General features: G+C 63.7%; 19 protein-coding genes and 1 pseudogene. 7 read left to right on the top strand and 13 right to left on the bottom strand.

Features of this window, described 5'->3' with window-relative positions; all coding sequences use genetic code 11:
• Nucleotides 1–109: 109 nt before the first annotated feature.
• The 6 genes from AAHM38_RS14785 to AAHM38_RS14760 all read right to left on the bottom strand — a co-directional run bounded on the left by AAHM38_RS14785 (nucleotide 110) and on the right by AAHM38_RS14760 (nucleotide 6,678).
• Nucleotides 110–1,585 (bottom strand): efflux transporter outer membrane subunit, encoded by a 1,476-nt coding sequence (locus tag AAHM38_RS14785; RefSeq protein WP_116575952.1) that lies wholly within the window; start codon nucleotides 1,583–1,585, stop codon nucleotides 110–112.
• The gene (locus AAHM38_RS14780) at nucleotides 1,582–2,667 is read right to left on the bottom strand and encodes an HlyD family secretion protein (RefSeq protein ID WP_116575953.1); all 1,086 of its coding nucleotides are present in this window, start codon (nucleotides 2,665–2,667) and stop codon (nucleotides 1,582–1,584) included. Before AAHM38_RS14780 ends, AAHM38_RS14785 begins: the two co-directional genes overlap by 4 nt.
• The gene (locus AAHM38_RS14775) at nucleotides 2,664–3,362 is read right to left on the bottom strand and encodes an ABC transporter ATP-binding protein (RefSeq protein WP_116576025.1); all 699 of its coding nucleotides are present in this window, start codon (nucleotides 3,360–3,362) and stop codon (nucleotides 2,664–2,666) included. Before AAHM38_RS14775 ends, AAHM38_RS14780 begins: the two co-directional genes overlap by 4 nt.
• 2 nt (nucleotides 3,363–3,364) lie before the next feature.
• Nucleotides 3,365–4,501, bottom strand: a complete 1,137-nt coding sequence (locus AAHM38_RS14770) for an ABC transporter permease (RefSeq protein WP_009241782.1) — start codon at nucleotides 4,499–4,501, stop codon at nucleotides 3,365–3,367.
• A 144-nt stretch (nucleotides 4,502–4,645) separates the two neighbouring features.
• The gene (locus AAHM38_RS14765) at nucleotides 4,646–5,293 is read right to left on the bottom strand and encodes a response regulator (RefSeq protein ID WP_004634015.1); all 648 of its coding nucleotides are present in this window, start codon (nucleotides 5,291–5,293) and stop codon (nucleotides 4,646–4,648) included.
• Nucleotides 5,290–6,678 carry a PAS domain-containing sensor histidine kinase gene (locus AAHM38_RS14760; RefSeq protein WP_116575954.1) on the bottom strand — a complete coding sequence of 463 codons (1,389 nt, stop codon included), beginning with the start codon at nucleotides 6,676–6,678 and terminating at the stop codon, nucleotides 5,290–5,292. Before AAHM38_RS14760 ends, AAHM38_RS14765 begins: the two co-directional genes overlap by 4 nt.
• Before the next feature lie 254 nt (nucleotides 6,679–6,932).
• Here AAHM38_RS14760 and AAHM38_RS14755 point away from each other — a divergent pair, with 254 nt between their 5' ends.
• A complete protein-coding gene (locus AAHM38_RS14755) occupies nucleotides 6,933–7,724 on the top strand; it encodes a helix-turn-helix domain-containing protein (RefSeq protein WP_009241784.1) in 792 nt (263 codons plus the stop codon).
• 104 nt (nucleotides 7,725–7,828) lie between these two features.
• Here AAHM38_RS14755 and AAHM38_RS14750 read toward each other — a convergent pair whose 3' ends face one another.
• From AAHM38_RS14750 to AAHM38_RS14725, 6 genes are read right to left on the bottom strand one after another with little or no spacing between them, the layout of a single operon-like run.
• A complete protein-coding gene (locus tag AAHM38_RS14750; protein WP_009241785.1) occupies nucleotides 7,829–8,476 on the bottom strand; it encodes a BON domain-containing protein in 648 nt (215 codons plus the stop codon).
• 30 nt (nucleotides 8,477–8,506) lie between these two features.
• On the bottom strand, nucleotides 8,507–8,869 hold the full coding sequence (locus AAHM38_RS14745; RefSeq protein WP_009241786.1) for a TraR/DksA family transcriptional regulator: 363 nt from the start codon (nucleotides 8,867–8,869) through the stop codon (nucleotides 8,507–8,509).
• Nucleotides 8,870–8,916: 47 nt separating this feature from the next.
• Nucleotides 8,917–9,447 (bottom strand): flavodoxin family protein, encoded by a 531-nt coding sequence (locus AAHM38_RS14740; protein WP_004634007.1) that lies wholly within the window; start codon nucleotides 9,445–9,447, stop codon nucleotides 8,917–8,919.
• A gap of 46 nt (nucleotides 9,448–9,493) precedes the next feature.
• Complete coding sequence (locus AAHM38_RS14735) at nucleotides 9,494–10,147, bottom strand: BON domain-containing protein (protein ID WP_009241787.1); 654 nt, start codon at nucleotides 10,145–10,147, stop codon at nucleotides 9,494–9,496.
• 33 nt (nucleotides 10,148–10,180) lie between these two features.
• Complete coding sequence (locus AAHM38_RS14730; protein WP_004634004.1) at nucleotides 10,181–11,020, bottom strand: universal stress protein; 840 nt, start codon at nucleotides 11,018–11,020, stop codon at nucleotides 10,181–10,183.
• A gap of 40 nt (nucleotides 11,021–11,060) precedes the next feature.
• Entirely contained in the window at nucleotides 11,061–11,561 is a 501-nt protein-coding gene (locus AAHM38_RS14725; RefSeq protein WP_009241788.1) for a universal stress protein, read from the bottom strand.
• Between the two features lie 286 nt (nucleotides 11,562–11,847).
• On the opposite strand from AAHM38_RS14725, the gene AAHM38_RS14720 reads away from it, so the two are divergent.
• Nucleotides 11,848–12,315: a CBS domain-containing protein gene (locus tag AAHM38_RS14720; protein WP_004634000.1), complete on the top strand. Its 468-nt coding sequence runs from the start codon at nucleotides 11,848–11,850 to the stop codon at nucleotides 12,313–12,315.
• A complete protein-coding gene (locus tag AAHM38_RS25690; RefSeq protein WP_375139923.1) occupies nucleotides 12,234–12,530 on the top strand; it encodes a YgaP family membrane protein in 297 nt (98 codons plus the stop codon). Before AAHM38_RS14720 ends, AAHM38_RS25690 begins: the two co-directional genes overlap by 82 nt.
• A 99-nt stretch (nucleotides 12,531–12,629) precedes the next feature.
• Here AAHM38_RS25690 and AAHM38_RS14710 read toward each other — a convergent pair.
• Nucleotides 12,630–13,757 (bottom strand): annotated as a pseudogene (locus AAHM38_RS14710) (MgtC/SapB family protein); the annotation flags it as partial.
• Nucleotides 13,758–13,910: 153 nt separating this feature from the next.
• Between AAHM38_RS14710 and AAHM38_RS14705 the strand changes: the two are divergent.
• The 4 genes from AAHM38_RS14705 to AAHM38_RS14690 all read left to right on the top strand — a co-directional run bounded on the left by AAHM38_RS14705 (nucleotide 13,911) and on the right by AAHM38_RS14690 (nucleotide 16,807).
• A complete protein-coding gene (locus AAHM38_RS14705) occupies nucleotides 13,911–14,921 on the top strand; it encodes a zinc-dependent alcohol dehydrogenase family protein (protein WP_116575956.1) in 1,011 nt (336 codons plus the stop codon).
• 80 nt (nucleotides 14,922–15,001) lie between these two features.
• Complete coding sequence (locus AAHM38_RS14700; protein WP_004633994.1) at nucleotides 15,002–15,457, top strand: universal stress protein; 456 nt, start codon at nucleotides 15,002–15,004, stop codon at nucleotides 15,455–15,457.
• Between the two features lie 59 nt (nucleotides 15,458–15,516).
• Entirely contained in the window at nucleotides 15,517–15,834 is a 318-nt protein-coding gene (locus tag AAHM38_RS14695; RefSeq protein ID WP_125472841.1) for a hypothetical protein, read from the top strand.
• Between the two features lie 79 nt (nucleotides 15,835–15,913).
• Nucleotides 15,914–16,807 (top strand): class II glutamine amidotransferase, encoded by an 894-nt coding sequence (locus AAHM38_RS14690; RefSeq protein ID WP_116575957.1) that lies wholly within the window; start codon nucleotides 15,914–15,916, stop codon nucleotides 16,805–16,807.
• Nucleotides 16,808–17,040 lie beyond the last annotated feature (233 nt).

The following is a 17,040-nucleotide window of genomic DNA, read 5'->3' as shown; positions in this document are numbered from 1 at the left end:
GACGGCGCGGGCGCGGTGTGCATGGGAAATTGCGGGCAAAGCACATGGACGTGCAAACCATTAGAGCGCAGGACGCGCGTCGGGGCTTGATGCAACTCAACGGTCGTCGTCAGTCGGGTGCTTGCTGTACATGTCCCGCCACTGGGGTTTCAATGCTGGCGCCACGCCAGCCTCCGCCGAGCGCAAGGAAAAGCGCCACGGTGTCTTGCAGCCGCTGTGCACGCACCTGCAGTGTGCCAAGCACGGCTTGCTGGTACTGCTGATCGGCACTCAGCACCTGCGGATAGCCGGCAACGCCGGCACGGTAGTCGGCGTCGAGCTCATCCAGTGCGGCACTTGCCGCTGCCTGCGCGCGCAACTGTGCGTCAAGCTGCACGGCATCGTGTTCCAGCGCCCGCAGCACATCGGCCACCTGCTCAAACGAAGCCAGCACCACCTGCCGATAGCCGGCATCGGCAGCCTGCAACGCCTGCCGCGACGCAGAACGGCGGAAATACAGGGTGCCGCCTTCAAACAGTGGGGCCACGAGGTTCACCCCTACGCTCCAGGTGCCGGCTTTCGCACCAAAGAGGTCAGCGCTTCGGCCGCTCATCCGGGCATAGTCTGCGCTGAGGGTCAGACTGGGCAGCATCGCCGCCGTTGCAACACCCACCTCGGCGCTGGCCTGGTGCAGGCGCGCCTGTGCGGCCAGAACGTCGGGCCGCTGGCGCACCAGTTCAGACGGCACCAGGCTGGGCAGATCCGCCGGCAATTGCAGCCCGTTGAGCGCCACGTCTACGGCATCTGCCTCGGAAGGAAATCGGCCAGTCAAGACGGCCTGCAGATTCGCAGCCTGGTCACGCTTCTGCTCCAGCGGCGGCAGCGATGCTTCCAACAACGCCAATTGCGCAGCAAGGCTCAACTCGCTGGCATGCGCCACGACGCCGGCTTCGACCTGCGCGTGTGCAATCTCCATCTGCTCTCGCACCACGGCAATCAGGCTGCGCGTGGTGTCGATCTGCGCCCGATAGGCAGCATGCGCGATCACGGCGTTCACCAGATTGCCGGTCAAGGCGAGGTAGGCGGCGGCCACCGCATACCTTTGTCCCTCCGCTTGCGCGGCTAGGGCTTCCACGGCACGCCGATTGCCGCCAAAGAGATCGACCGCATAGCTGATGGATGCGCCCAGAGTCCACAGCGTAAAAAGGCTTGGCGCCCCGGCCTGCCCAAGCCTGGCGGGCACCGCTGCCTGACGTGACACATCGGCCGATCCAGCCACCTGCGGGTAGAACACGCCCGCGCCGGCTCGCAACAGGTCTTGCGCGGCACGCAGGTTGGCTTGCGCCTGCTGCAGGCCGGGATTGGCCGTAATGGCGGCTTCCATGGCCAGATCAAGCGCGGGACTACCGAGAGCGTGCCACCAGTCTGCCGGCACGGTTGCCGCCGTGAAGCGCTGCGCAACGCCGTCTGCCGAGGGGGGCTGCGCAACTTCACCGTCACGAAGATAGCGATCGACGCCAGGCGCCGGCGGTGCATGAAAATCCGGCCCGACGGCGCAGCCCGGAACCACAAGCGCGACGCCTATCGCCCACGCCGCCGCTTTCACGACGCCCCCTGCAGGTAGACGTCGACCAGTTGGCCCGGATAGACGGCCAGCTTGTCAGGCTGCTTGAAACGGAAAAGCAACGGCAGCACGCGCACATCCACGCGTTCGGCGCGCTGGTCGGACAACTGAATCTTGGGCGACACGTACGGCTGCACGCGCACGAATTCCAGCGGCACGCTAACGTCGGTGCCGCGCACGAACATGCGTGCCTGCACCGTGCCGGGCGGAAGGCGGTGCACCAGAATCTCATCCACATACACGCGCACGGCCAGCTTGTTCTGCCCGGCGCTCATCGTGACGAGTGGCACGTTGGCCCGCGTGTAGGCGTCATAGGTGCCCTGTGGCGATACATAGCCGCCCATTGCTGTATTGACGGACATGACAACACCGTCCATCGGCGCCCGCACGGCATACTTTTCGAGCAGCGCTGCTGCCGCCGCCGCGCCCTTCTGCAAGGCATCGCGCTGTTTTTGCAGCGTGCGGATGTCATAGCTCCAGGCGCCGGCGCGCGTCAGGTCGTACTGACGCTGGGCAACAACGAGATTGCCGTGTGCCACCCGTACCGCGTTGGCAGCGTTGTCCATTGCATCGCGACTGACTGCCTTGGGATTGAGCCGTGCGGCCGCCTCAAGCTTGTCCAGCTGATCCTGCACGGTGCGCAAGCCGGCATCTGCTGCGCTCACTTGTGCACGCGTGACCTCCAGCGCTTCCTTGCGCGGTTGGGCCAGCAGCGCGTTCAACTGCGCATCGACGGCATCCGCTTGCGACTGCTGTTGCGCGGTCAGGGCGCGCTGCACGGAATCTTCGATCTGGATCAGCACGTCGCCGCGCTTGACCGCCTGCCCTTCTTGCACGGCGATGCGCGCGACGGTGCCCGACACCTCGGCATACAGGTTCAGGTTGGCACCGCTGGGCTGATCGCTTTCGACGATGCCGTTGGCGTAGATGCCCGTCGCGTACGGATTGGCTGCGGGCTGGAAGACGGGTGGCAACGGCGGGCGCTGCCGTGCGTAGTAGATCGCCGTGCCAATCCCCGCCAGCGCGCCCGCCACAGAGAGCACAAACAACCATCGGATCTTCATCGCATCGCTCCGTGTTCAATGCGGCTCAGCTTGCCGTCCTCCATGTCGAGGATGCGGCTGGCCAGGTCGAGGATGCGCGCGTCGTGCGTCACGATCACGATACAGCGGTGCGCGTTCAGGATCTCCGTCTTCACGAACTGCATGATGGAACGGCCGGTGTCGCCATCCAGCGATGCGGTGGGCTCATCCAGGATCAGGATGTCGGGCTGCGTGACGATGGCGCGCGCAATGGCCACGCGCTGCTGCTCGCCGCCGCTGAGCTTGACCGGCGGCAACTGGGCGCGGTTCTTCAGCCCGACGACATCGAGGTAGTGCATGGCCTGATCGAGCGCGGTGTCCCAGGCCACATGCCGCAGGATCAGCGGGATGGCGACGTTCTCGACCGTGGTGAGGCGCGGGAACAGGTGGTAATCCTGAAACACGAAGCCGATCCTGCCCAGGCGGAAATCGGCCAGCGCGTCGGCGCCCAGGCTCCAGATGTCGACCCCGTCCACCACCGCGCGGCCGCCATCCGGGCGCAGGATGCCCGATATGACGCTCAGCAGCGTGGTCTTGCCGCTGCCCGACGGTCCGACAATGAACAGCATCTCGTTGAACTCGGCCTCGAAACTGACCTGCATGAGCGCGCGCGTACGCGCTTCGCCCTCGCCGAACCATTTATCGAGGGCCTGAGCGGCAATGGCGACGTTGGCCACAATCAACCCCGGAAGATATCGAAGGGCTCGATGCGAAGCACTTTGCGCACCCCGATGTAGCCCGATATGCCGGCAATCACGATCACCATGGCCAGCGCCAGCATCAGATTGGCGAAGGTGATCATGGCTGCGTAGTCCGGAATGCGAAGACGCACCAGTGCGATCGACGCGGCGCATAGGCCGATCCCCAGCCCGTAGCCCACCAGCGCCACGAACGTAGCCTGGAAGACGATCATCGTGACCAGTTCGCGCCCCTTGGCCCCGATGGCCTTGAGCGCGCCAAAGCGCTCCAGGTTCTCCAGGATGAATGTGTAGAACGTCTGCCCAGAGATCGACAACCCCACCACGAAGCTGATCACGGTCATCAGCAGGATGTTGGTGCCAAGCCCGGTCTGGTAGGTATAGAAGTGAGAGATGCGGCCGATGAACTCTTCCCTGGTCAGGGCGCGATAACCGAGCCGGTCGACCGCACGTTCGATCGCCGCAATGTCGGCCTCGGTCTTGGGCTCGATCAGGATGTACGACATCGTGTAGCGCGTACTCGGCAGGTATTGCACAGCGCGGCGGTACGTTGTGTACAGGGTGGGCACACCAAACAATCCGCTGGACGCCACCTCGCCAATGCCGACGATCACCCCTCGATGGTCGTTGACTTCGAATTCCGTGCCGATATGCGGGTTTTCCAGCTTTCCGAACTCGGCGTCCTGGATGACGATGAAGGCGTTCTCGCCGTACAGATCCTGGATACGGCCACTGAGCATGCGAGGGCGGCCGAACAGGCTGGTGTCGTCGATGCCGACGACGGTCACGGGCTGATAGGAGCCGCTGCTCAGGCGCACGAGCGCGCCGCCTGAATAGAGCGGCACGGCAAACTTCACACCGTGAATGCTGCGTACCGCATCAAGGACGTAATCCGGCATGCCGATCGAGTTGGCCACGGTGTTGACAGCCGGGTCCATGACCCACATCCGTGCGCCGATGTTGTACACGGCAGACGAAGACCGATTGAGCACGCCCGCAAACAGCGACGTCATCTCGATCATCAGAAACACGGCAAAGGTAATGCCGACCAGCAAGCCGCTCAGCTTGGCCTTGTCATTGACCAGCAGCTTGTAGGCGAGTTTGAGAATGGCTTGCACATGGCCCCCTTGGCCATGCACGGCTGACAGGGGTGCGCCCCGGGGTGATATCGACCGGCCGATGCATGTGCATCAACGATAGCGATTCGGGGGCAGCGGCCATTGATGTGTCGCAAGGCCGGGCCGCGTCCAGCAGGGAACGAGCTACAGCGTATCGTCGTCGGAAAACAGGCGATGGCGTATCGCGTAACGCACAAGGGCGGCTTCGCTGGAGAGCTGCAGCTTGTCCATCAACCGCATCTTGTAGGTGCTGATGGTCTTGGCGCTCACGCACAGGCTGGTGGCGATCTCGGTCAAGGGCTCGCCGCGCACCAGCCGGCGATAGACTTCCATCTCGCGGTCAGACAGGCGCGTGTGAGCTGCCTCCTCACTGGGCTCGCCCAGGCTGTGCGCGAGCTTCTCCGCCATGGGGGGGCTGACATACGTGCCGCCGTTGGCCACCTTCTGCAGCGCGGTAACCAGTTCGGTGGCGGCGCTCTCCTTTGTCAGGTAGCCGGCCGCCCCAGCCCGAAAGGCGCGTGCCACGTACTGTTCTTCAGCGTGCATGGTCAGCACCAGCACGCGCACCCTGGGGTGGTCGTCGTGCAGCTGGCGGAGCAGTTCCAGCCCGCTGCGCCCCGGCATGGAAAGATCGAGCACGATCACCTGCGGTTGATGATCACGCACCAGTTGCACGACCTGTGTACCGTCGGAGGCTTCGCAGGCGACTTCAAAATCCCCCGCGCGCTCAAGGATATGACGCACGCCATCGCGCATCACGGCATGATCGTCGGCGATCATCACGCGAATCATGACGGTGCCTCCTCAGTGGCCTTGTGAACGGCGGGAAAGCTCACGCTCAAGCGAAAGCCGCCACCAGGTGCGTGTGTGATCGTTGCCTGCCCGCCCAGTAGCCGGGCGCGCTCGCGAATGCCAAGTAATCCCAGCGGCTTGCGTTCACCCACCGCCGGAGGCGCCCCACTCCAGCCATGGCCATTGTCTTGAATGGACAGTTCGAGCACGTCGTCCTGCTGCGAGAACTCGATCTCAACACGCGTGGCATCGGCGTGGCGCACGACGTTGTTGAGTGCCTCCTGCACGATCCGGAACACCGAGATGGCAGCGCGTTCGTTCATCGCCAGTTCTTGCGCATGCACAGTCACGACCAGGCCAAAGCGTTGGCGAAAATTCTTGGCCATCCATTCGAGGGACGGCACGAGCCCCAACTCGTCGAGCAATGGCGGCCGAAGATCCGCAGAGATCTGCCGAACGGCAACAATCGTCTCGTCGATCACGTGTTGCATTGCCTGGGTCTGGTCGATCAGCGCCTTGTGGCTCCGTGTGGCCTGCAGATCCGCTGCCAGCAGCGAAATGTCCATCTTGAGCGCGCTCAGGCGTTGGCCCAGATCGTCGTGCAGCTCGCGGGCGATGCGGTGCCGCTCCTCCTCGCGCGTAGCCAGGATGCTGTCCGACAGATGCTGCAGTTCTTCCTGGGAGCGCCGCAGCGCCGCTTCCGCACGCACACGCTCCGTGGTGTCGCGCAGCATCACCGTGAAGAGCTTGCCGCCGTTCACTTCGATCTGTGAAATCGACGCTTCGATCGGGAATTCACGCCCATCGGTATGCAGGGCAAACAGCGGGCGCTGCTTACCCATCTGGCGCTCCGATACGCCCGTCACCCCGAAGCGCCGTACATGCGCTTCGTGCGCGCCGCGAAACCGCTCGGGAATAAAGTCTGACAGTGGGCGGCCGATGGCTTGGCGCGCTGAACAACCGAACAGAGTTTCAGCCATGGGATTGAACAGCACGATGCGCTGGGTTTCGTCCACCGAAATGATGGCTTCCATTGATGACCGGATGATGCCGGCCAGCCGCGCTTCGCTCTTTTCGAGGTACGTCAGATCCCGGGCGACGGCGGCTCGCAACTTCCGCAGCCGCAGCCAATAGAAGACCAGTGCGATGACCGCAGAAATACTTGCCGAGGCCAGCAAAATGAAGGGGGCATCCCCGGCCTGAAGCGCAAACGCCAGCCGGGCAACCGCCGCCGCCAGCAGCAAAACGGCCAGCACCCCCACCACCAGTTCTGCCGAAGTGGATTGCAGCTGCAGCAGCCGCCTGTGCGTTGCCTTCGAGGATTGAGTATCTTGCTCCGCCACCGAGCACCACCAAAAGGTCGGGATGCAATCAACATAGCCCATTCCCAAGGCTGGAGGTACTAGCCGTGTGAAGGAGAAGCCCCCCGGAAAACCCTGCCGCCGCTGTCAGGGAATCCTGACAGCGGCATGGCACATCCCGACGACCATCTCAGCGCTGCCTGATTTCGCGCAAACGCCGCGCCTCCGATACTGACCGTACGGACACCGGGCCTTGATGGAGCGCAGTGACCGGATACCCACCACCTCACCGAGGATGTGTGGTTCAAAGACCACAGACGCCTTCCGGAGCCGCCCCCATGATTCCGCGCACGATTGAGTCCCCTTCACCCGTCGAAACCCGCCAACTTCCCCAGCTCAGGCTCGTCCGCGACGCAACGCAGATCCGCCAGACAACCCCCCTGATCCCCAGCAGTCAATGCACCAACTGCATGATGCACTGGGCCTGCATCGCGGGCGCTGTGCCATCGTCACAACACGAACAACTGGATCGGATGGTGCACACCTGGCGCAAGATCGCCAAAGGCGAAGCCCTTTTTCGGGCGGGCGACGTGTTCCACGCGCTGTATGCCATCCGGTCCGGTTCGTTCAAAACCGTGGTATCGCACCCCAACGGCGCAAATCACGTCACCGGATTCCAATTGGCGGGCGAAACGCTCGGCCTCGACGGCATTGCCGCCGATCGGCACACATGCGACGCGATCGCGCTGGAGGACAGCACCGTGTGCTCCATGCCCTTCCATTGCATTGAGGACCTGTGCCAGGACATCCGCCCACTGCAACATCGCCTTCACCAATTGATGGCCGAAGAGATCGTGCGCGAGTCGGGGCTGATGCTGCTGCTCGCCGGGCTGAGTGCGGAAGCGCGTGTCGCCACCTTCCTGCTGAACCTTTCCACGCGCATGCAGGACCGGGGATATTCCCCTTCCAGCTTCACGCTGCGCATGACCCGGGAAGAAATCGGCAGCTACCTTGGCATGCAGCTCGAGACCGTCAGCCGTGCGCTGTCGAGGTTCCAGCGCGAAGGCTGGATCGTCGTCAGCGGCAAGAACATCGAACTGACCGACAAGGCGGCACTGACGGAGCTTTGAGCGCTTGGGCCGCCGCATCAAAAAGAAACGCCGCCCCCCCCTTTTCGGATTGGGGCGGCGTTCATGCTTCCCCGCTTGATTTCCCCGAATGATGTCCGTCCACACTACGGCGCGATCTGGAGATGGTCGATGACTTGCGTCACGCCAGGTGCAGACCATGCCGCCCCCTTGGCCGCGCGCCGCTCAGAGGCGGAACCGACGTGACCGCTGAGCGTGACCGTCCCCCCATCGACAGAGACGCGGATGTGCTCGGCTTCACGCGCGGCATGCCGCTTGAGCGCCGCACCGATCTGCTCGGCAACATTGGCTGGCGCCACGCGCGCTTTGATCTGCAGCCGATTGATCAGGCCCGCCACACCGCGCAACGATCCCACCGCGTGCGCAGCCTGCTCGCTCTGGTAGGGCCAGTCCACCTCACCCGAGAGCGTCACCCAGCCGTTTTCGACCAGCACCTCGATGCGGTTGGACGGCAGGGTAACCTGCCATTCAAGCGCGGCGCGGGCTGCTTGGGCAACGTCTGCGTCCGTGTGCGCTCCCGGCAAGCGGACTTCGATTTTCTGCACGACACCACGCACGCCTGCAACACGCTCGGCTGCATGCTCGGCAGCAAGCTTTTCCATGTAGCTGCGAACGTGGCCGGTCAGTGTCACCACGCCGTTGTCCACCTCCACACCAATCGCTGCGGCATCCACCGCAGGCTCCCAAAGCAGTTCGTCGTTGACGTCCTGCTTGATACCCAGATCGCTTTTCATACTTTGCTCCTGCTGGATAGAGTCGCCTTGCTATGCCCAGTGGCGCTCACACGCTGTTTGGCAAGGCAGACAGCGCATGGCCGTCGGCTGGGCTTGCAGGCGTAAAAACGGAATCGCTTCGCCACAATCGACGCAGATACCGTAGCTGTGCTGCTGCATCCGCTCGCGTGCAGCGTTCAGTTGCTCAAGCTCGCTTCGGTAACGGGCAAGCATCACGTCGTTCGTTTGGTCCCCTGCCTCTTCATCGGCAAGATCCGCGTTTTCAAACGGCGCTTCACGCGGCACCGGCGCAGTGGATGCGCCCAGCGCCGACAACTGGCGCCGCACGCGTGCTTCCTGTTCGTCGAGCAAGCTCCTCAGCCGTTTCCATTGCGCCTCGGTAAAGCGGCTCATGCCCCGTCTCCTTCAATGGATTCAACGTCCGAGCGGTAGGTTCGGCCTCAGGCTTCCGTTGGCGACAGCCAGGCCGGACGTTGCCTTGATTGCTCCCACCGGCCTGCAGTCTTCACCTGTTCGATAAAACCCGCGATCTCTTCCTGCGACAACCCGCTGAGCACGTCGCGCTGGAACAGCGCCAGCACCGGCGCCGGAATGGTGGCCGTGATGCGCATGATTTCTTCAACAGCACGGAATGCCCCGCGGGCCGCCATGACGCAAATCACGGACAGGTGCGTGGACCCCGGCAATTGGTCAGCCAGGAAGTCCCGCATGGGCGAAGCCAGGTGGCCCATCCAGATGGGCGCGATCACGATGACGTGTTCGACATCATCAAGCGGCGGACCTTCATAGCGATACTTGGCGCGCGCATGGAATACCGTTTCGAGGACGCAGCGCGCATCTCCCAGGAAGCCGGCGCGCGGATGCTCGTCCGTCACCTCGGCAAGCTGCCATCCGCTCTGCGCAGCCATCTGCTCGGCCACCTGACGTGCCGTTCCGGTGCGCGAGTAGTACACGATCAGCTTCTTTTCCATCTCGTACTCCAGGGATTTCGAAAGCAGTGGAAATGGCGGATTGCCTCTAGGAACCAACCCACATCTGGTCGACGACGGCGCGCACGCCTGGTGCATCCCATGCGGCCTCACGGGCGGCACGGCACTCGTTGAGGTTGCGCAGCGGACCGTACAAGGTCACCGTCCCGTCCGCCACGGAAACATTCAGGCGCGACGCGTCAACTGCAGCCAGGCGTTGCAGTGCCTTTGCAATGCGATCGCTCAGGTCCGCGGGGCCCGAGGCGGCGCGCAATGTCAGCGCATTGGCCACGGATTTCACGCCGCGCACTCTGCGCACCGTGTCCAGCGCCGCACGGCGCTGGAAGTCCTGGTCGACTTCACCGCGCAGCGTCACGGCGCCGCCCTCGACAGTGATCTGGACAGCATCCGGCGGCACCGATGCATTCCAATGCAACGCGCTGCTGATCGCCTGCGCAATCTCGCCATCCGGGCGCTCCATATCCGGCGGCATCCGCACATCCACATGGATGACGAGCGCGGTCACGCCGGCAACACGCCGGATCGCTTCTTCCGCGGCATGCTTGTCGGCGAACGTGTCGACGCCGCCGGAGAGCGTGACGACGCCATCCTTGGCCTGCACGGCAAAGCGACTGGCATCCACCGCCGGGTCCCATTGCAATTCTTCCTCGACATCGTGCTTGAGCTGGATATCGTTCTTCATCGTGATCTCCTCAGGTTCAATTGAGGTCGAGGCTCAGTGCGACATCAGCACCGGCACGGTCATCGTGTTCAGCAGGGTGCGCGTCACCCCGCCCAGTACGAGTTCGCGCAGGCGGCTGTGCCCGTAGGCCCCCATCACGATCAGATCGGCATTGAAGTCGGCCGCTCGCGAGAGCAGTAACTCACCCACGGCGGCATCGGAATCTGCGCAATCGGTCTCTTCCACCGTTGTATGAATACCGCGCGCATTCAGCGCACGCGCCACCTGACCCACCGTGGTTTCCTCGGCCCAGTGCTTTGGCTGCGTGCTTGTGATCTGCAGCACGTGCACATTGGTGCCCGTCATCATCGGCATGGCATCGTGCAGCGCACGGGCCGATTCGCGTCCGCCGCTCCAGGCCACCAGCACGCGCTGCGGCAATGCGGTGAAGTTGCCCGCATACGGCACAACCAGCACGGGTCGGCCCGACTCCAGGATCAGGGTCTCCACAAAGTCGCCGGCAATGAATTCATCCGGTTCATCGTGGTTCCGTTGCCCGACGACGAGAAGGTCGGTCTCACGCGCTTCACGAAGTACGAGAGCCACGGGGTCGCCTTCCACTGCTCGCCACTCCGTTTCCACCGCAAGCTTCTCCGTCGCCAGGCGAAAGCGCGCGTGCACCGCATCCCGGATGCTGTCGCGCCGGATGCGGTCTTCCTCCAGATAGTGCGCAGCGTTCTCCATCATGTAGAACCAGCTGAGGCTTGGCGCAAAGCTCGCATAGATGCCGACGAGTTTGGCGCCGTGCGCCTGGGCATACTGGGCCGCAAGGTCAAGGCGGTGCATGGCGCGTTCGCTGCGGTCCAGATGCACCATCACACTGGCATAGCTCATGGTCAGATCCCGAAGTCGTGTCAGAAGATGCGCTACCGGACTAGGCAATGACGGCGTTGCTCAGCGGTTCGGTAGGCGCGTGCGACGTTTCCGTCGGCTCCGCGCGGACGAGCAGCACCGGCAGTGTGCTCCGGCGCACAACGCTCTCGGCGACGCTGCCGAGGAACAACCGTTGGAAGCCGCGACGCCCGTGCGTGCCCAGCACCAGGGCTTGGGCGCCGACGTTGTGCGCCGCCTGTTCAATGGCAGTGCCGATATCGAAGGTGCCGATCGGGTCGTCGACCACGACGCTATGGACGTGCACACCTGCCTTTTCGGCCTTGGCACGCGCGTCGGCAACGATTTGATTGCCTTGTTTGACCAGGGCCTCGGTAAAGGCGCCGACATCGATATAGCCAACGTCGTACATCAGGTACGAGTTATCGATCACGTGGGCGATGACCAACTCCGAGCCGAGCTTTTGTGCAAGCTGGATTGCCTCGTCCAGCGCCCGCTCTGCCGTCGGACTGCCATCCACCGCTACCAGAATCCTGTCGTACATGATGTGCCTCCATCGAATCCGTCGTCATCCCCAATCGGGGTTGCTGAATTCCATGTTGGACCACCAAGCGGATCACCCCTTGATTTACATCAGCGTTTGGCTCGCTGCAGCCTCACGCAATGCCAATTGATCTGCCTCAAGAGCCAGCGCGCAACGCTCGATAGACTCGTCCGCAATCCGCTGCCCCCGGGGTGCAGTCATGGAAAGCGCATGGCACCTTGTGCGGGATCAACCTTTGACACCGGCCCGTTCTTATAGTGAAAACGTACGCGCATCGGAGTTCAGCATGAGGGTCGATGAAATTTGTTCCCACCGCATCGTTCACGTCCAGGCGACGGCGACGCTGCAGCAAGCCGCCCGGCTGATGCGGGACGAAAGCGCCCGGGCGCTGCTTGTCACGGAACACGCCGCTGGGGGTTCTCGAGTGGTGGGCATCGTGACAGACCGGGACATGGTGGTGCACGGCCTTGCCAGCCGCAGCGACTGCAGCCAGACCGCCGTATCGGAAGTCATGACGCGCGGCCTTCTGACCATCCACGATGACGCCGTGATCAGCGAAGCCTTGCGCTCGATGCTGAGCCACGGCCTGCACCGTCTGGCGGTGGTCGATCGTCAGCAACGGCTGGTGGGCATGCTCAGCCTGGACGACACCATCCGCGCAATGGGTGGCGAATGGACCTTACTGGCCGGCATTCTCGGTCGCGACAACGCTGGCCAGTCCCGCCAGCACGCGCCGTCCGATTTGATTCTCTAAGTGTTCACCCACCGTTCTTCAGGAGCGCTGTCATGTTTACCAATGTTGGAACCGCGGACCGCGCCGTCCGCATCCTGATCGGCATCGCCATGATCCTGCTGGCATTTTTTGGCAAGGCGCCAGCATGGGTTGGCTGGCTGGGGCTGATCCCTCTGGTGACCGGCCTGATCCGCATGTGCCCGCTCTATTGGGTGCTGGGCATTGGGCGGCATTGACCAGGCGACAAGCGCGAACACCGCCCAGCTGGACAGAAGCATGGTCAGCAGACCAGCGGTGACCTTACCGGCAAAAGCACGGCCTCCGCTGATGGCCACGACAATCTTCGAGAACGTGTTGGCTGTCAGCGCAAGCATCACCAGTGCGCCGGCCGTCGGCGTCTGCAACGTGTGGCTGGCAACCTGCGTTGCGATGGAAGCGGTCGCGGCATGGACATCGGCAAATGCCCCAAACACGGTGACAGCCACCACCGCCGCTGTCCCGAACCATGTGCGCGCGGCAGCTGCGGCAAGCAGCAAGGCAGCCGTCCACAACGCAAAGCCGATTGCGACGCGCCAGTTGATGGATGACACCGAACTCTCCGGCGCCTCCTGGAGCGGCTCGTTGGCGCGCCATATCCAGAGCGCCGACCATGCCACGGTCGCCACCATGCCCACCACCAGCGGAGCCGCCAGCACGCGCAACAAGTCGATGTTGATGGCAGCGATCAGCAACAGCATCTGCACCAGCGTGGCGACATTGGACAGCAGCGCCGCGGCAACCGCCCCATCAACGGGGCGATGGTCCCGCCGGACGCGTGCTGCCACGGCCGTGATCGTGGCCACGCTCGATGCAAACCCGCTGAACAAGCCCGCCAGCGGCAAGCCGATCCGCTCTCCAAACCATCGCGCAGCAAAATGGCCCGTGTTGCCTGTCAGCATGACAAGCAGCACAACCAGCCACAACGTGTGCGGGTTCCAGGCGTTCAGCGGCCCCAAGTTCCGGTCTGGAACCGCGGGCCAGATCAGCAATGCCGCGACGGCAAGGATCAGCAGATCGGCGAGTTCACGCTGGGTAATGACCGTGCGGGCAAACCGATGCAAACCCGCTTTGGCATAGAGCAGGACAAGTAGGACCGTGCCGAGGCCCGCCGTCATTTCGGGCTCGCTCACGGCATAGGCGCCTAACAGCGTGGTCGCGACCAGTGCGAATTCCGTCGTCACGCCAGGATCAACGTTGGCCGAATGGTGATAACCGACCGCCGCCAACACCGCGACCGTCAGCAGCACCGTGGGCACGGCAAACGGTATCGGCAGGCTTGCCGCGATGGCACCCGCCAGCGCCCCGATCGCAAACGTTCGCATGCCCGCTGGCAGCTCTGCGCTGTCGGCATGACTCCGCTCGCGCTCAAGGCCGATCGCCAGCCCCACGCCCAGGGCAACCGAGAAAGACAGCAGTGAAGGCATTCAGTGGAGTCGAATGGCTGTTGCGTTGACCTGTTCAGTATTACGCGCGGCAACGCTTTCCGATTGATCTGGCGCAGTCGATGGTCGACTGCCGGGCGGTCGTTCCACAGCACTGTTCCATACTGACCAGACACGCCAACCTCGGAGACAGCGATGCCTGAATCGATGCAGGCCATGGTGATGGAAGGTGCCGGAAAGCCATTGATCTGGCGTGATGTGCCTATGCCCACGCCTGGGCCCGGTGAGGTCCGGATCGCGGTGTCCGCGTGTGGCGTCTGCCGTACGGACCTCCATATCGTAGACGGTGAACTGACCACCCCAAAACCCTCCCTGATTCCCGGCCACGAAATCGTAGGCATCGTCGAGTCGTGCGGCAAAGGCGTGACGGCGCCCACCCCGGGCGAGCGCGTTGGCGTGCCGTGGCTCGGCTGGACGTGCGGCGTCTGCCCGTACTGCCTGCACGGGCGCGAAAACCTGTGCGACCGCCCTGCCTTCACCGGCTACACGCGCGATGGCGGCTATGCGCAATACGCGGTTTGCGACGCGCGGTACTGCCTGCCGATTCCCGCGCGGTACGACGACGCCCACGCCGCGCCGCTGCTCTGTGCGGGGCTGATCGGCTACCGCACGCTGCGCATGGCCGGCGATGCACGCAGGATCGGCATCTACGGCTTTGGCGCTGCGGCCCACCTCATCACGCAGATCGCCGTGGCGGAGCAGCGCGAGGTCTTCGCCTTCACCCGCACCGGTGACACTGCGGCTCAACAACTTGCGCTGGACACCGGTGCCATTTGGGCAGGCGCCAGCGATGCCTCCGCACCGGAACCGCTCGACGCCGCGTTGATCTTCGCGCCCATCGGCGCGCTCGTGCCGCAGGCGCTGCAGGCCGTGGTCAAGGGCGGCTCGGTGGTTTGCGGCGGCATTCACATGAGCGACATCCCGGCATTTCCGTACCGGTTGCTATGGGAAGAGCGCAAGCTTGTTTCCGTCGCAAACCTGACGAGGGCCGATGGACTCGCGCTCATGCGCATCGCTGCAGAAGTCCCGTTGCGGGTGCACGTCACGCCCTATCCGCTGCAAGACGCCAATACCGCCTTGGAAGACCTCCGCGCCGGACGCGTGGCGGGCGCTGCCGTCCTGCAGGTGCCGTCGAAAGACCTTTGACGCGCATCAACAGCTCACGCGCCACGCTGTCTACGCTGGTTACACGCGGTGCCCGACTGCGCAACGCCTTGGAGACCACCATGTACCAACGAATCCTGCTCGCCGTCGACGGCAGCCACGCGTCCTACCTCGCGCTGCACCAAGCCATTGTGGTCAGCAAGGCGACGGGCGCGGAAGTCGAAGCCCTCTTCGTTGCCGATAGCAGCGATATCACCTTCGACATGGTTGGATCTGACTCGATTGCTTACGCCAAGCAGGTCGCCGGCTACGGCCGTGACACGCTTGCCGAGGTATCGAAGAAGCTGGATGCCGCAGGCGTCAAACATTCGACCAAGCTGCTCGAGAACTCCATTGCGCCCGGGCAGATCTCCGCAACGATCGTCGCAGAAGCCAACGAGACCGCAACCGACCTGATCGTGCTCGGCACACATGGCCGGCGTGGGCTCAAGCATCTGGTGCTCGGCAGCGTGGCCGAAGGCGTGGTCCGCAAGACCAACAAGCCGGTATTGATGGTGCGTAGTGAGGTCGAGGAATAAAGAACACCCATTGAGCGCTGCCCTCGCGTGTGTGTTCGGGGGCACTCGGCTGCCATTCTGTGCACAACGACACGCGCAATCCGATCCGCCGGCTGGGTGAGGCCCTCAAACCGCTGACCGACCCCGCACCGCTGGCCATGGTGATGCGTTTTGACGACAGTATTGCCGTGCTGAACCTGCGGGCCCGGGCCCGAACCGAGCACTTCCGAGACACGCGCTGGACGCTCGCCCGGCAAGTCCGCACAGCCCGTGCGGGGGCCCGCTGCGCCGTGCCCGTGCGGATTCGCGAGCTGTATGTCGTGCGTGACGCCGGCCCAAAAACAGGTGACGGACGTGACCCTCAAGGCCGCGAAGCCGCCCGAACCATGGCCGGATGAGGGTCGGGATTTGCTTGTGCATTCACAAACGCATTGCATAGACTCACCTTTCAAGGAATCCCTTATAGGCAAACGCATCATGTGTCGCTGGCTGGCGTATTCAGGCAATCCCATTCAGATGGAGACAGTGCTGTTCCGGCCGCGGCACTCGTTGATCGACCAGAGTCTGCGCTCCCGCCTTGGCGGCGAGACAACCACCAACGGTGACGGCTTCGGCATCGGCTGGTACGGCCGCTACTCTGAGGTGCCCTTCCGATACCGCTGCCTGCACCCCGCGTGGAACGACACCAACCTGCGTGAAGCCGCCCGCGCCATCCGCTCGTCGATGTTCATCGCGCACGTGCGCGCGGCGACCGACACCCCGGCGCAGGAGACCAACTGCCACCCGTTCCGCTACGGCCGGTGGCTTTTTGCGCACAACGGGCTGATCCGTGAATATCCGATGCTGCGCCGCGCCCTGATGATGGAAGTGGCGCCGGAGCTGTTCCGCTGGATCGAAGGCTCGACCGACTCCGAGATCATGTTTTTCCTGGCGCTGTCGTTCGGGCTCGACCGCGACCCGCGCGGCGCGCTCGAACAGATGGTCGGGCTGATCGAAGACATCGGCCGCCGCCACGGCGTCGAATACCCGCTGAACATGACGGTCTGCGCGACGGACGGCGTTCAGATCGTGGCGGCCCGCTACTCCAGCGAGGGCGAATCGCGCTCGCTGTTCCACAGCACGTCGTTCAGGCATCTGCACCAGCTCTATCCTGACAGCGCCGCGATTGAAGACGCGGGCGACGACGCCTTCCTTGTGCTGTCCGAACCGCTTGTCGACTTGCCGGGCGCGTGGGCGGAGATTCCCGAAGAGACCGTCGTCATCGTCAAGGGCGGCGTGGTCGAGCACCACCGTTTTGTCCCGCGCAAGCCCGGCCCCACGGGCTTTGACCTGCCGGCCAATCAAGCGTCTTACGGGCGCGAAGCCGGCTGATGCGCCCCAGCCGGGGTGATACAGGCATCACCCCGTGCTTTTCTGCCCCTCCGCTGAAACCTCCTGACAAAACGCTGTCAGGAGCCCTGCGTTAGGCTCCCGCCCACAACTTGTTCCGTAGACAAACCGGATCTTCATAATCCGCTACAGTTTACGGCTCGAATTCTGATTGCCGGCGCAGCGGCCGATGCTTGAACCCCGCCGGCATGCCCCTTACCTCCAAGCTCCAAGGA

It is taken from the genome of Ralstonia sp. OTU4908, assembly GCF_038440115.1.
Taxonomy (GTDB): Bacteria; Pseudomonadota; Gammaproteobacteria; order Burkholderiales; family Burkholderiaceae; genus Ralstonia; species Ralstonia pickettii.
Note: the sequence above shows the minus strand (reverse complement) of the source record. Positions and strands in the feature narration are given on the sequence as shown.

Coding starts and splice junctions, on each gene's coding strand:
- AAHM38_RS14780 (WP_116575953.1), bottom strand. CDS start 2,667: ATGAAGATCCGATGGTTGTTTGTGCTCTCTGTGGCGGGCGCGCTGGCG.
- AAHM38_RS14765 (WP_004634015.1), bottom strand. CDS start 5,293: ATGATTCGCGTGATGATCGCCGACGATCATGCCGTGATGCGCGATGGC.
- AAHM38_RS14760 (WP_116575954.1), bottom strand. CDS start 6,678: ATGGGCTATGTTGATTGCATCCCGACCTTTTGGTGGTGCTCGGTGGCG.
- AAHM38_RS14755 (WP_009241784.1), top strand. CDS start 6,933: ATGATTCCGCGCACGATTGAGTCCCCTTCACCCGTCGAAACCCGCCAA.
- AAHM38_RS14750 (WP_009241785.1), bottom strand. CDS start 8,476: ATGAAAAGCGATCTGGGTATCAAGCAGGACGTCAACGACGAACTGCTT.
- AAHM38_RS14745 (WP_009241786.1), bottom strand. CDS start 8,869: ATGAGCCGCTTTACCGAGGCGCAATGGAAACGGCTGAGGAGCTTGCTC.
- AAHM38_RS14740 (WP_004634007.1), bottom strand. CDS start 9,447: ATGGAAAAGAAGCTGATCGTGTACTACTCGCGCACCGGAACGGCACGT.
- AAHM38_RS14735 (WP_009241787.1), bottom strand. CDS start 10,147: ATGAAGAACGATATCCAGCTCAAGCACGATGTCGAGGAAGAATTGCAA.
- AAHM38_RS14730 (WP_004634004.1), bottom strand. CDS start 11,020: ATGAGCTATGCCAGTGTGATGGTGCATCTGGACCGCAGCGAACGCGCC.
- AAHM38_RS14725 (WP_009241788.1), bottom strand. CDS start 11,561: ATGTACGACAGGATTCTGGTAGCGGTGGATGGCAGTCCGACGGCAGAG.
- AAHM38_RS14720 (WP_004634000.1), top strand. CDS start 11,848: ATGAGGGTCGATGAAATTTGTTCCCACCGCATCGTTCACGTCCAGGCG.
- AAHM38_RS25690 (WP_375139923.1), top strand. CDS start 12,234: ATGGACCTTACTGGCCGGCATTCTCGGTCGCGACAACGCTGGCCAGTC.
- AAHM38_RS14705 (WP_116575956.1), top strand. CDS start 13,911: ATGCCTGAATCGATGCAGGCCATGGTGATGGAAGGTGCCGGAAAGCCA.
- AAHM38_RS14700 (WP_004633994.1), top strand. CDS start 15,002: ATGTACCAACGAATCCTGCTCGCCGTCGACGGCAGCCACGCGTCCTAC.
- AAHM38_RS14690 (WP_116575957.1), top strand. CDS start 15,914: ATGTGTCGCTGGCTGGCGTATTCAGGCAATCCCATTCAGATGGAGACA.